Origin of the sequence: Taylorella asinigenitalis MCE3, from assembly GCF_000226625.1 — a bacterium.
GTDB classification, from domain to species: Bacteria; Pseudomonadota; Gammaproteobacteria; order Burkholderiales; family Burkholderiaceae_B; genus Taylorella; species Taylorella asinigenitalis.
This window is the reverse complement of sequence record NC_016043.1, coordinates 557,209-571,913: the sequence shown is the minus strand read 5'-3', so window position 1 is coordinate 571,913 and position 14,705 is coordinate 557,209. Positions and strand designations below refer to the sequence as shown.

The window sequence follows — 14,705 nt, the reverse complement described above, 5'->3', positions numbered from 1 at the left end:
ATCAAAATCTGGTTTTAAAGTTATTTATTTTAATCACTATGTCAATTTTAAGTTTAGATACACCAACTGAAAAACCAAGAGAGCGTCTCATTAAGCATGGGCCAGAGGTTTTATCGACTGCAGAATTACTTGCTCTGATATTAGGAAGTGGCCCTAAGGGGCAGCCTGTAGTTGAATTTAGTCAAAAATTGCTCACAAAGTTTGGAGGTTTAAGACAACTTTTAAATGCCCATTCAGAAGAGTTATATGATATTCACGGTTTAGGCCTAGCTAAAGTTACGCAACTTATGGCTTTACATGAAATAGCAAAGAGAGTTTTAGAAGAGCCCCTAAAAGAATATCCTGTACTACAACAAGCAAGTGCAGTGAAAAGATATTGCATTCATACAATTGGCAATAAAACCGAGGAAAACTGCCTGCTTTTATTTCTCAATCATTCTTTTAAACTTACTCATTCGGAAATTGCGATTAAAGGGACAATTGACCATGCCCCAATTTATCCTAGAGAAATTGTAAAAAGTGCTCTTAAACATCATGCCGCTTATATAGTTTTGGCTCATAACCACCCTTCTGGTGAGCCCCAACCAAGTAAACCCGACATAGAAATAACTAGAAAATTGCGTGATGCTTTGGATTTAGTAAATATAAAATTAATAGACCACATAGTCTGCACTAGATTAGAAGCTAAATCAATGGCCGAGATGGGTCTAATTAATGACTAATAATGCAATGGCCTATTAAACCTATGATTTTGTTAAAAAATTCATACGGATTTATTAATTTTTGGTTCTAATATGTGGAATTGTTTTTAATCTTTGATACAATAATAGATTACTTTTAGGATACGTGAATTAAATTATATTTGATTTGGCGACCCGTACACATAAGGATAATCATGAAAGAAGGCATTCACCCAGAATACAGAGAAGTTGTTTTCCAAGATATGCAATCAGGAAAACAATTCATTACTCGCTCTACTTTGAATTCTCGCGAAACTATTGATATTGACGGTAAAACATATCCGCTATTTAAGTGTGACGTGACCTCTGAGTCTCACCCTTTTTATACTGGTGCTCAAACTCGTATCGTTGAAACTGGTCGCGTGGAGAAATTCCGTGCTCGTTTCGCACGTACTCAAGGTACTATCAAAAAATAAAAGATTTAGTACAAATTCAAAGTACTAAAATATAAGGCAAACGCATCTAGTTTTGGGTTTGCCTTTTTTATTATGAATTCAATCCGTAAAACTCCTGCCCGATTAGCCAGTCCTGCGGCTTCCAAACTACCTAGAAGAATACTCTACTGGGTTATGTTTGCGTTCATTTTCGCAGGGCTTTTTGGGCGTGATCCATGGAAAACTGAGGATGCAGCAGGCTTTGCCAGTATGCTCACTTTAGTAAGAGATCTCTCTAACGGATTTGACTTAAGTGCTTGGCTAACTACACATATATCTGAAATTCCCTTTTATGGTGAGGGGCCTTTGAATTCTATTATTGGGGCTATTTCTATTCTAATCTTTGCCCCATTTTTAGAACTTTTTCTTAATCCCTTAGACGCTCAAATCAATGCCGCACGCATACCTAATGTTTTTTACTATTTCTTAATTCTATGGGGCATTTGGTATGGGACATATTTGCTAGCTAGGAGAAAGGAGGCACAGCCATTGCCACTTTCATTTGGAGGGGAGCCTAGGCCAAAGGACTATGGGAGAATGCTTGCTGATGTTGCGTACTTCTTTGGTATAGCTACTGTAGGAATTATTATTCGGGTTCATGAAACAAGCTATTTCCCTCTTCTTATGGCTTTGCATTCTATTGCTTTCTACGGTTTTGTGCGAATTATAGATAAAAAACCTCAAGGCGTTATAGCTTTAAGTCTCGCTTTTATAGGGTCATTGGCTTCTTTTGGATTTATTGGTTTGTTTCCATTACTTTTAGTCAGTTTTGTTCTTCTGATTCTTCCTGCCTATGATGCACGTACAAAATTAAATTTGCTTATTCCGTTGATTATCACGAGTGTTGCTTTCTTCTTGTGGGACTGGTATGTGCGTCAAAGCAATCCTTACTGGCTAGACGGGTGGTACCTGCATAATTTGAAGATGGCTTTTGAGCTTAAAACTGAGGATACATTAATTAAGATTCGCGATTTAAGTTGGTACCTCTGGCCTAGCTGGCCATTTGCCTTAATAGCAATTTATAAATGGGCTCGATGGATTAAAGAGTTTCATATTTTGATTCCCTTTTTATTTTACGCATCGAATCTAATTGTTATATTTTTCTTCAGCCCTGCATATGACCTTTATTATGGACCCATTATGTTTGGCAATGTTGCCTTGGCCGCTATGTGTATTCCTACTCTAAAACGTAATGCTATCAATATTCTCGATTGGTTTAGCATTATGACTGTGTCTATTGCTCTGTTGACAGTGTGGTTTGGATGGATTGCACTTCAAACTGGATGGCCAAGCAAAATTAATTTCAACATAATGAGATTAATTACTGGTTACGGAATTACCATCAATTGGATTGAAGTATTTGTTGGTGTTGTGGTCTGCATTTTATGGATTATGCTTTTAAACTGGCGCTTACGAAAACAACCTCAGGGCCTATGGCGAGGACTGATTGTGACTGCAGGGGGGCTTACTTGCGTTTGGTTTTTACTCTCTTTGCTTTGGCTACCTCTAATTAATTACAGCCGATCTTATAGAATTGCTGGTGAAGATTTAGCGAGGGAAGTTGCGGGGGCATTGCCACCTAATGCATGCGTAGAACCTATAAATACAGGGCTTGGGCAATTAGCTGTTTTTCATATTTTTTCCAATTTAAAATTTAGTAAAAACGAGTGTCAGTTCGCTTTTCTTCAAACAAACAAAAACAATCCAATTTCTTTAAGTAAAATCTCTCCACTGGCCACAAACTCAGTGTTATGGGAAGGAAATAGGCCTAGCGAGCGCCACGGAGAATATTTCATTCTTCTAAAAAATAGGTAAACATGTCTACGTACAGTAATGCGATATTTAAAAAGCTAATTTCAATGATCTGGCCTATATTAATAGGTCAGCTAGCTGGTATATCATATGCAGTTTTAGACACAATGATGCTTGGAAATTACAGCTCAACTAGCTTGCAAGCTATGAGTTTAGCTTCTGCCATATTCGTTACTATAAGCATTAGTTTGATGGGGGTTGTGCATGCGATTATCCCGATAATTTCTCAGCTAATCGGTGCTCGTAAAAATTCTGAAGTTGGGATTTTTTGGGGCCAAGGGACATGGCTAGCCTTGATTTTATCTCTAGTTGCAGGGCTACTTATGCTATTTCCAGATTTGTGGCTTTCGATGTCAGGGGATGTCTCAAAAGAGGTACGTGATGAAATTACAATTTATCTGCGGATAAGTTACTTGGCATTGCCAGCTATGCTTATGTATAGGGCTGTATATGCAGTGAGCACATCTTCTCAGCATCCACGACATATCATGTACATAAGTATCGTGGGAACTGCATCAAAGGCGATATTAAATTGGATATTGATATTTGGAAAATTTGGGTTTCCTGAGCTTGGAAGTGCTGGAGCTGGTCTCTCTACCTTGATTGTAAGCTGGATAACCTATGGTATAGGTTTATGGATTTTATTCGGTAACCCCGTATATAAAAAATATAAGCTTCACTTAGGTCGCCCAACATTTAAATATATAAAGCAAATATTGAAACTTGGTATCCCTATGGGGGGTTCATATCTAGTAGAAATAAGTATATTCACATTTATGGCTTTATTCGTTGCTAGAGAAGGCAAATTCGTTTCTGGGGCCCATCAGATTATGACTAATTTAGTCGCAGTGATGTATATGATTCCTCAATCGATAAGCATTGCAACTTCAGCTTTAGCGGCTCAAGCTATTGGTGCAAGAAAATATATTCTCTCCTATAACACCGTAAAAATTGGCACTTATTTAGTTTTGGCTGGATATGCCATATTAGCTGTGCTTGTAATAGTATTTAAAGAGCCGTTAGTCTCTCTATACACAAACGATGCAAATGTAGCAGAAATCACCTTAATTATGATTTCGATAATTCCATTCTTCCATTTAGCTGATGCTTTGCAATGTTATGTTCCATATATATTGAGAGCTCACAAAATTGCTACAGTACCATTTGTGACTCAATCGATTATCTTATTGGGTATAGGGATGATAGGAGGTTTTTATTTTGGATTCGGTTCTGGCAAAGGCGGAGTTACGTTTTTAACTGACTTTATTGTGCCTGGTGCTCCCGTTGGTATCTCTTCCATGTGGACTATGATTACTATTTCTCTTTATGTATGTACTATTATTTTGGGCTCTTGGTATATTTTTGTAATACGTACTCTACTTCCTAAATCTAGAAAAAATAATATGCCTTTTTACTACAAAAAAGAGCTACTAAATCGCAAAAAGTCATAAATTTCAATAAGTTATTTGCATATAAAATATTTTTAGAATAAAATTAACGTTTTCCTATTTGGAAATCACATAAGGTTGGTCTGAGCCAAAAATACAGATCTTTTAACTTAACGAGGTAAATAATCATGGCTAAAGTATGCCAAGTAACCGGCAAGCGCCCAATGTCCGGAAATAATGTGTCACACGCACATAACAAAACTAAAAGACGTTTCCTTCCAAATCTTCAAACTCATAGATTTTGGGTTGAAAGTGAGAACCGTTGGGTTCGTCTACGCATCTCTTCTAATGCTTTACGTACTATCGATAAAAAAGGTATTGATGCCGTTTTAGCTGATATGCGTAAAAACGGTCAATCAGTTTAATAGCATAGGAGATAGATATGGCTAAAGGTATTCGCGAAAAAATTAAACTTGAGTCTTCAGCAGGCACAGGTCACTTCTACACTACTACAAAAAATAAACGTAGCATGCCAGATAAAATGATTATCAAAAAATATGATCCTGTTGCTCGTAAACATGTAGAATACAAAGAAACTAAGCTTAAATAATAAGAATGCTCATATGATTAAGCCCACCTGTGACGGTGGGCTTTTTTGTATTTTGGGCTTATCGCAAGGGTCCAAAGGACCCTTACTACTACCAGCTATACTTAAGACCAATCTGACCTTTGATTCCAGAGCGATCTTTGCTGCCTACATTAGTCTGTACTCTTATATCACCATATAGGTTCAAAGACTTACTCATAGATGCTTGTCCTCCTAAGCCAATCTCTAAGAATGTGCGGTTGAATTTCTCTTCCACATTATCCTTACCGATTTTCACTTTCGGATTTGATGCTAAATCTGTGATTAAGTTAGCTGTCATATACACCGAGCTGCCTACTGCAGATGCTTTAGGGGCTAAGTCATATCCCATCCTTACACCAACTCTGCCTCTTAGGGCATTTGCATCCACTCCCTTGACTTCACGAGCTTTGTCTTTAAAGTCATCTAGGCTTAGATGTTGGTAGGCAAGCTGTGCTTGTGGTTCGATAAATCCACCTGCAGTACCAAGTGCAAACTTATGTCCAATCTCTGCCGATAGCAACGCACTCCAGCCGCTTTGATCAACCTTAATACCATTGCGTGCATTGTATTTGTTTTTAAGTTTACTCACTTGTCCTACTAAATCTAAGTACGAACCATTAGGGTTATAGTTAGTGTGATAGACTCCTAGGCTTAGGGCATCTGTTGTGATACCACCTGCTAACTTATCATCCACTACTATGCCGTTTACTTTTCTCTCTTTATCAAACGTATCCACATCTGTGTTTGTGTAGCCAAACATCACCCCAGTCTCACTTCTTGCATTTAGACCCTTGTACTTAGTCGCAAGGTCAAAGCCAAACTGCCATGAGGTAGATGTAGACTTAGAGGAGAACTGCTTAGAGCCTGTTAATTCTAGATCTGTGCCTCTGATTCGACCCCAAACCTTACCACCAGCATTTGTAGATTGAGACTGAGCTCCAATCCTCTCATTTAAGGTCCCAAGGTCTGCAAACCCTGTACTTAAATTAATCGTAGGCCCTTGCAAATATCCAGGAACTGATTGTGAGAACGTACCTTTAAGTTTCCACTTATAGTTATTACCCACTTTAACAAGCTGTATCTGTTCTGCTCCCTCAGTCTCTGCTGAACCAGTAAACACATTACCCTCATGATCTTGGTCTACGGTTACTACGTCTTCAGAGTATTTATCGTCCTCATAAGGAATAACATCACCACGTACTACGCCGTTATTACCTACTTCTACTTTAGTAGAACCAGAGGCTTTACCTTTAACATGAAGAGCATCAGTTACCGATTCATTTGGATTATTCCAGATAGTGTTTACTTTTAACTTAGAGCCCTCTTCTCCAACATAGTCTCCTTCAACTCTTAGAGTTGAACCTACATTATCTAGATCGTCTTTTTCACCACCAAGGAATATTGTTCCATCTGCTTTATTAGTGAAATTACCTCCCACAATATAATCAGATTTAGAGCCAGGTCCTTGTGCTTGATCAGCTGCAAGTCCTTTGTCTTCATCTCCTACGATAAATGAGCCATTGTTTTCGATATCACCTGCTATAGAGCCGACACCCGCAAAAGTAGAACCTGTACCTATAGCAAGTTTCTTAACCTTAAGGTCAATAGGTGTGTCATTTGAGCCTGCAATAAGCGTACTGCCATCGGCTCCAACCAAATCTCCACCAAAGTTCGGTAATGTCTCTGGTGTTAACTCTAAGCGACCATCAAAATTAAGAGTACCATTACCTTTAACTTTTGCATCGATTGTGCCATTGGCTGTTAAATTGATAGTACCTGAGTTATTGGTATCAACTGTTGTTGAGCCAAGGTTTTTCTTCTCTTTAGCTGTAACGTCTGCACCATCTTCAATATCAAGCTCTGAAGTGGCTGTTAAACCAGAGTTATCGCCTGAGAGTTCTACAGTTTTATCAGCTTTAACTGATACCAAACCATCTCCAGAGAGATCATTATCGATATTACCGTCTGTATTGATTACAAAATTACCGTTTTGAGCAACTGCCACTGGACCATGGCCTGCACCATCTTCATGACCTATCTCATAGATGCCATGCTCACTGACAGTGATTTTGCTATTTAATTCATCTTGAGCACCTTCAGATTTAAGATGAGATTTCATAGCCTCCGTGCCTACGACTTCAAGCTCACTACCATCAAGCCCTTTAAGAGTGCCTTCTTTGGCAGTGCTTAGACCATCTGCACAATCACCATGAACCACAAGTTTGCCTGTTTTAAGGTCTACGGTAGAGTCTTTCTGAGCGTTTAAGCATCCAATATGAACAGGTTTAGTCGTATCTAATCCTTCTTTGATTTCAAACACTGCATTAGGATCAACATTTAAATTAGCTGTGTGTTTATCAGCAGAACCTAGAGCATTTTCTGAGCCTGCGATAAGTGTGCCACCTAAAACATTAGTATCGCCTGTAAACTCATTAGCAGAGTTTGCTATTTCAACTTTGTGAGTGTTAGGGTCATCATTGCCAGTGCCGATATCTAAACCGCCTTCTCCTGTAAGCTTAGCTGAAAGTGTATTTGCACCTTCAGCTGTATTTGCAGGGTCTGCTACCAAAGAGAGTTGCTTATCTTTTAGAAGTTCAAGTGATTTAAGAATATAGGAAGCATAAAGACCTTTCTTAGTTTCACCATCTTGCCCTTTTTGCAGATGCGATGCAAGGTCGTATTCACCTTTAGCTACAGCTTCATTGTGTTGAACAATATCAAGTTTAGCTGGATTAGAGATGTTATTGCCGTCTTTATCGGTAAATACAACCTCTACATTTGATTCTTCTCCTTCTACTTTACCTGTTGCTTCGATTAGAAGTACTTTATTCTCTGCATCATCCTGAGTAAGAAGTGCTTTCTCATTTTCTGCTAGAGGATTAGATACAAACTCATCAGCGATTACTGATACCTTAGATTTATCGCCTGTAGCTCCAAGAACTGGATCAACAACCGCTTGAACATTTAAGTTCTCAACTTTAAGCGAAGCAGGAACATTCTCTTTAAATGCGATGATTGCGTTATTTAATTTAACTTCGCCACCATTAAGCGTTAATGAGCCAATCTCAACAGGTGCAGCTGGATTACCGAATTTAGGTACATCAGCAACCGCCCCTTTATTTAGAACTAATGTAGTTCCAGAGTGAGTAGCCTTAACGTTTTGAGGATTAAGTTCAACTTTCGCGTTATTTATCTCATAAGAGCCATTAAACTCATCATACTTACCGTTAAATGCAACTGACTGATTGTTTGCATCTACTGCGTATGTACCGTCTCCTTTAACCTTATCGGTTAATGAGACCTCAGCTGATGCCTCTGAGTTATCTCTGAGAAGCTTAGTACCTTTAGCTAAATTCCAGTTTCCTGTGAACTCATCTACTTTAGAGTCTTTAGTTAAAGAGATGTAAGAGGCATTTGTTAATGCAACTTCACCTGCTCCAGAGATTGTAGGTGTAGAGAGTATTTCAGGTTTGCCTGATTCACCCTTAATGCCTTTAAGTTCAACTGTACCTTCAGCTACAGCCTCACCTGTACCAAATTGAGAGAGTTTTGTGGCAATTAATTTAGTTCCCTCAAGCACATTCCAAATTCCATCAAACTCAGTACTATCTTTAGTGAGTTCAACTTGTGCACCTTCAGAAGTCTCAACGCTACCAGAGCCTTTAATAGCAACCTTAAGCTTGCCAGCATCACCAGTCATGGTGCTTAGTTCAAGCTTACCAGTGTCGTTTGTATTTACTACTCCAGTACCAAGTGCATTTTGATTCTTAGCTTTTGCAATCGAATTATCTTTGATATCAACAGTGCCAGTGAGAGCAGAATTATCAGCCGCTAATTCAACATCTCCACCATCTACTACAAGAGATCCATCTCCGCTTACAACATTATCAAATACACCGCTTAATGCTTTAAGCGTAGCATTTCCTGATCCTGAGACGGTCACTTTACCATTGCCAATTGAATCAAGATTTTCAAGTACAAGCGATGTGTTATCTTGAGCTTCAACAGTGCCTGAGAATGCACTATTTGCTTTCTTGATAACTAGGCTAGAAGCGTGTTCTGCAGTATTAAGAACAATTTTCGATTTAGCAGAGCCGCTCAAAGCCCCTTCGCCTGCTATGCTACTAGAGGCTTCAGAAGCATTCGAGTGGTGTAGATTCAAAGTGCCATCGTTAAGCGTAACTTTAGAGCCTTCCTTCGCATCAAGTGCATCTGAGTGAGCCACCTTATTCGAATCGGTCGCAACTTCAGTACCATTCTCTAAAATGATTTTGCTTGTATGCGATTCTGCAGTACCAGTCGCATTATCTGAAGCGAGAGTAAGTTTGCCAGACTCTACATGCGTTGCACCTTTATAAGCATTTGCTTCGTTTTTGAGCGAAATTTCATCCTGAGCATTAACTTTGATACCGCCTTCGCCTGTCACTTTTGCAGAAAGCACTGCCGCATCACCCTCGCCTGCTTTTCGAAGATCTAGCATCTTGCCCGCTAAAATATTTAGCTCTTTAAGTGCATAAATGGCATTAATACCTTTGTTATCGCCGCTAGCAGCAACCTGAGCTCCGATTCCATACTTAGCATCGGCAACTTTTTCGCCTCCTTGTTTGATGGCAATGCTTTTGTCGCTTTGCTGCGCCGCTTGGTTATCGATTGTAAGTTCTAAATTGCCTTCTGTTACTGTTCCTGTTGCCTTAACGATATTGGCGATAATTTCCCCATCATCTTGAGCAAGAAGTCCAAGTTGTGAGATATCTGATAATGCACCATTTTGGTCAAAGTCATTTAGGAACTCACCTGAAGTAAGTTTTACAGTCCCGCTATCAGCATTTAAATCTTTTACTTTAAGAGCAGCAGTTTCAGAACCTGGCTTAAGGGCTAATAGTGGTTTATCAATAATTAGAGAGCCACCAGTGAGACTTAGGTTACCTATTTCCTCAGTTATGTCAGGATTTTGTATGACAACAGAAGCTTCTGCTTCGGAAGAAAGTTCTAAAGTACCAGCCTTAACAGCTTTTATATTAGCCTCATTAAGTTCAAGTTTAGCGTTAGTTAATTTTGTAGTACCTAAATGTTGAGTGTAATCAGAACCTGTGAAGTTAAGATTTTGATTATTTGTATTTACCTCAAGAACACCTGTAGCAGCAGAACTTACACTATAAGCTAGAGCAACATCTGAGCTTGCATCTGACTGATTATGATACCAACGTGATGAATCGTTGATAGTAACTTTGGCTGCAGATGCACCTGAGCCTAATGATTTAATCTCTATATCAGAGTTTTGATTTAAAACAATGCTCTCGAAATTACTTATCTGTTGCTCATCCGTTGAGAACAATGCTTTAGAACTATTAAATGTCAATGTATCCGTACCATCACCACCATCAAGAATGCCTAAAGCCGCTTTATTTGCATCAGTTAATCCAGTTACATTAACCTTATCATCGCCCTCTTGAGTTTCAATAGACTTAGCTGATTTGACATCATTAATATTTACTGTGTCCGCACCCTCACCTGTTTTGATACTACCGTCATTGATGCTGCCATCTTGCAAATCGTAAGTATCAGATCCAGAGCCAGATTTAATAGCGGCTGTTGAGGTTCCACTATTTATGTAAGAGTTTTCTCCTTCACCAAGATTTACATCTCCTTTTAGTGTGCCTGAGTTAATTAAAGAGTCATCGCCAGATCCAGTTAATAAAACAGTTGAATTAAGTGTTCCACCGTTTGTGATGGAATTAGTTCCTTCTCCTAGGTTGATATTGGCTTCTAAATTGCCTGATGCATCAACTAAAAGTTCATCCTCGCCAGCTCCAGTTATAAGATTGTCTATGGATGCTGTAGAATCCAAAACTTTAATATCATTATTACCATCACGTAAATTTACAAGTGAGGAATCAACACTTGATGATCCCTGAATGTTTAATGTATCGATGCCCGAACCAGTATTAATTTCACCTGTAAATGTGGTATCTTCATCTTTTATTGTGATTGTATTTGTTCCATCACCTAGAGATAGATTTCCAGACATACTGGAGCCATTAGCCATTCTGAATGTATCATCGCCTGCACCTGCAGTTATATGACCAGTTTGTTTGGCTGATGAATTATTGTTAGGAGTATCAGACTGTATGAAAATTGTATTATTTCCCTCTCCAGCATCAATACCACCTTTTACATCAGCATTTGCTCCAAAAATATGGAATTCATCATCTTTAGCCTTAGTAACAACCTTATTTTCTAATACTCCGCTATTTTCAAGATTAACTTGAGCTTCACCAAATTTAATTTCTCCCGTAATTGTTGGTCCAGCTTCAGTTGAAGAAGGATCAGCTTTAAGGTTTTTAAAACTAATAATGGAATCAGCTGTTGCAGAGTAGTCGATAGCTACCCCACCGTCTGGAGACGTGATATTTCCATTGTTTGTGAATACGTTATCTTGCGGATGTTTCTTAACCCACTCTTTTAGGTCGATAATAGCATTAGTGGAATTTGATGTCAGATTTCCACTATTAGTAAGGCTTGGTCCCGCATTATCTATATCCCAAGCAGCTCCAGCATCAGTAGATTCAAGATTGATATTTGCTGCACTGCTAAATGAACCTGAAGTATTGATATACAGTGCTCTACCAGTAGCCCCGTCCTTAACATTAATATCGATTCCGCCAACAGTTAGATTTTCATCTGTTTCTTCCCAACGGTCATCTCCACTAAGACTTGCATCTGCTTTCCTGTTCGCAAAAACAATACCCGTACCTGATCCAGTAATATTAATGGTACCGCTAGATTCATTAGCTAATGCAGTCCCTGATCGAATAGCAATGCCATCTGTCACTTCAAAAGTAGTCTCTTTTGTGGCAATGCCCTCTATTTCAGCCTTATTCTCTACAATAGCACCAGTACCACCTGCTAATAAGGATAGTGTATTTGCTCCAAGAGTAAGCCCTGTTGCACCTGTATCTACAAGAACTACACTCGCAGCACCACCAGCTTTGATTGTCGCCTCAGTAGAACCTTCACCCGACATATCAAGTGATGCACCTTCACCTAAACGAATAGCTGCGTCAGTGGCTTTACCATTAGTGAGCTGTATATTGCCTGCTTTATGTTCAAATTTTGATTGAACGCCTGAGTCAGAGGCACCTGATACGTCCACGGCTGCAACTGCTTGAGTAGATCCATCTTTATGAGCACCTGCGACTACTATATTTCCGTGATTAACTAATTTACCGCCTTTGGTTAATTCAACAGCAATTTCATCCTTACCTTGAAGATTAACGTCTCCACGATTCTCAAGTTCGCCTAAGTTGGTAACTGTGTAAGCTCTTGAATCTTGAGCAGAAGTTGAAGAAGTTATATTTGATTCTGAAACTAGTTTAGTATTTTCTTTAACTCCTACCTCATCTCCAGCCACTGAAGTTAACATGCCATCTACAACAGCTGCTTTAGCTCTAAGCCCAGATAAATTTAAGGTTGTTTCTCTACTAAGTAAGCCAGTTGCACCACCCGCAACTTTAAGTGCAATAGAGTCTTCACCAGTAGCATTTATTGTGGCATTACCTGTAATAACGTTAGATGATTTTTTAGATGCTTGATCCTTATCTGTAATCAATAATGCAACTGATCCATTACCTTTAGCCTCTAAAGTAGGTGGGGCTTTACCCTCTTCAGCAGTTCCGTTGTAAACTGCACCGCCATCAATCCTGAATAGTGTTGAACTAGCACCCTTGGCGATAAGTGACTGAGTGCTATTGTTAATAATACTTGCATCTTTGCCATGTATAAAGTAAGACACTTGTCCAACGCCATCACCTTCAATTAAAACAGAAGCAGTTTCACCAAGAATTACTCTCCCTTTATTTCTTGCATGAATGGCAATAGTTTTACTACCATGTAACTCAACATTACCTTCAACCCTGATAACTCCTCCTTCGGCCCAAACACCATAGTTAGGCAACCCGCCTTCTATAGCTTCAAAAACAATTATTTTGGAATTAGCAGCGTTAATAAATTCATTATCATAGTTTGCAGCATTATTATAAGCGTATGACTTTGCTCCAATATTGTTAGATCCCTTAACTATAATATTAGCGTTATTTGTTAAGCGATTTCCTGGAGCCCCTGTGTATGCAATCCCTATATTGGAATAGGATAGTTCTGGATTATGCCCAAGAATTTCTATGTCTCTATTATTAGTAACAGTATAGTTTTTGCCATCTAGGAAAATTCCTTTAGCTAGATCAACATTTTCATAAATTTTTATTAAACCATTATTTACAAATTCACCAGTACCCTTACCATCACCCCTTAACAAAACACCATTTAGTTTTAAGTTATGAAGTTTTAATAATTGGTTATCTGAAGATAATCCTATATGTATAGAACCTTTATTTTCTGAAGTTGCAGTACTAGATTCCATATACATGCCAGCAAAGAAATAATCTATGACGCTACCACGACTCCTTGGGTTACTCTGAAGGTATATATTTGCATTTACATCATTGAGAATTCTACCACCTGCGAAGGCAGCCATATTTTTAACAAAATCTCCGTTAGATTTGATAATTCCTTTATTAATGGCTTCGGAATTTTTTCCTGTAGCTACTAATGAATACTCACCCCAAGCCCCCCAATACGAATGGTTAATAATGGAGCCTTCGTTAATAACTTTAGCTCCGTCTATAGCGATTAAACCTTCACCTGCACCGTTATCTCCTCTAATATGTGTAATAGTTCCTTGATTTTTTATTAAACTGCCTTCACCCCTAGCAATACCTACAGCTGTATATTTTTGTTTAGTTACATCTCCACCATTGATAGCAGTTGACTGAAGTTTTGCATTAGGCTTAATTTCAATAATTCCACCATTATCTGCGAGTAGCAATGATCTATCACCAACTGGCTGTTTTAATTCTTCATTTGAGTTGTACAAATATTCAGGTTTAATTAAGACACTTATTTTTTCAGTTCTCAATGCCTGATCCATTAAAATATTGTATTGATTTTCATTTTTTATTGTTCCGTCTTTAACTTTTGAAATTAGATAATCGTTATAAGCCTTATAGTCTTCTAAGTTTTGAACATTCTGAGAATCTAATACTATATTATCAATTTTAGGGACAAACTCTCCTCTGGGTTTGTAGTATTCGTACCATCTCTTTTCTGGCTCTGTTTTTATTGGAACGTCTTGCCCCCTAGATAAAGCATAAGAATCTCTAAAATTAAGATATAAAGTTTTGCTGTTAGTACCTAATTTGATAGTACTTCCATTACCTTTAGCTACAAATAATGAAGAGTTTTTTAGAGCTATCGATAAAGTATTTTGGTTATTTCCTACGTTACCACCATCAAGTTCAATATCGAGCACCCCACCATCTTTAGCTGTTGCTACCCTAGTAGATGTGTATGGGTTTAATGTAGGATTAGGATTATATAAATCGAGTCTATAACCATAACAATCTCTATAAGCGTTGAAACAATAACTTAATTTATTAGTATCATAAACAGATAATGTCGTTGGTAGGTTTGTAATTTTGTCTTTGTACTCAATTAACTTTCTAGCGGATCTTGTAAGAGATTGTGATGCTTCTAAAAAAACATTTCCTTCTTGGGCTAGATAATTTTTGAATTGATCAGGCGTTAATAATTTATTATCATTAGCCAATTGTTCACTAGTTGGTTCGTAGATTGTTTTAATTATTTCTTT

At 38.2% G+C, this 14,705-nt stretch carries 7 protein-coding genes; 6 read left to right on the top strand and 1 reads right to left on the bottom strand.

Going from position 1 to position 14,705, the window contains the following annotated elements; translation table 11 throughout:
* Window positions 1-38 precede the first annotated feature (38 nt).
* The 6 genes from radC (at window position 39) to rpmG (ending at window position 4,984) form a co-directional block, all read left to right on the top strand.
* Entirely contained in the window at window positions 39-722 is a 684-nt protein-coding gene (radC, locus tag TASI_RS02785) for a RadC family protein (protein WP_014111243.1), read from the top strand.
* 173 nt (window positions 723-895) lie between these two features.
* Window positions 896-1,156 (top strand): type B 50S ribosomal protein L31, encoded by a 261-nt coding sequence (locus TASI_RS02780; RefSeq protein WP_014111242.1) that lies wholly within the window; start codon window positions 896-898, stop codon window positions 1,154-1,156.
* 72 nt (window positions 1,157-1,228) lie between these two features.
* A complete protein-coding gene (locus tag TASI_RS02775) occupies window positions 1,229-2,989 on the top strand; it encodes a hypothetical protein (protein WP_044977992.1) in 1,761 nt (586 codons plus the stop codon).
* 44 nt (window positions 2,990-3,033) lie between these two features.
* Window positions 3,034-4,437 carry an MATE family efflux transporter gene (locus tag TASI_RS02770; RefSeq protein ID WP_014111240.1) on the top strand — a complete coding sequence of 468 codons (1,404 nt, stop codon included), beginning with the start codon at window positions 3,034-3,036 and terminating at the stop codon, window positions 4,435-4,437.
* 125 nt (window positions 4,438-4,562) lie between these two features.
* Window positions 4,563-4,799: a 50S ribosomal protein L28 gene (gene rpmB, locus TASI_RS02765; protein WP_015551972.1), complete on the top strand. Its 237-nt coding sequence runs from the start codon at window positions 4,563-4,565 to the stop codon at window positions 4,797-4,799.
* Window positions 4,800-4,816: 17 nt separating this feature from the next.
* Entirely contained in the window at window positions 4,817-4,984 is a 168-nt protein-coding gene (gene rpmG / locus TASI_RS02760) for a 50S ribosomal protein L33 (RefSeq protein ID WP_014111238.1), read from the top strand.
* An 88-nt stretch (window positions 4,985-5,072) separates the two neighbouring features.
* Here the strand turns inward: rpmG and TASI_RS02755 are convergent, their stop codons facing one another.
* Window positions 5,073-14,663 (bottom strand): autotransporter outer membrane beta-barrel domain-containing protein, encoded by a 9,591-nt coding sequence (locus TASI_RS02755; RefSeq protein ID WP_014111237.1) that lies wholly within the window; start codon window positions 14,661-14,663, stop codon window positions 5,073-5,075.
* Between the last annotated feature and the right edge of the window lie 42 nt (window positions 14,664-14,705).

What these genes read in the sequence shown, in the direction of transcription:
- rpmB (WP_015551972.1), top strand. Translation starts at nt 4,563, where the DNA reads ATGGCTAAAGTATGCCAAGTAACCGGCAAGCGCCCAATGTCCGGAAAT.
- radC (WP_014111243.1), top strand. Translation starts at nt 39, where the DNA reads ATGTCAATTTTAAGTTTAGATACACCAACTGAAAAACCAAGAGAGCGT.
- rpmG (WP_014111238.1), top strand. Translation starts at nt 4,817, where the DNA reads ATGGCTAAAGGTATTCGCGAAAAAATTAAACTTGAGTCTTCAGCAGGC.
- TASI_RS02775 (WP_044977992.1), top strand. Translation starts at nt 1,229, where the DNA reads ATGAATTCAATCCGTAAAACTCCTGCCCGATTAGCCAGTCCTGCGGCT.
- TASI_RS02770 (WP_014111240.1), top strand. Translation starts at nt 3,034, where the DNA reads ATGATCTGGCCTATATTAATAGGTCAGCTAGCTGGTATATCATATGCA.
- TASI_RS02780 (WP_014111242.1), top strand. Translation starts at nt 896, where the DNA reads ATGAAAGAAGGCATTCACCCAGAATACAGAGAAGTTGTTTTCCAAGAT.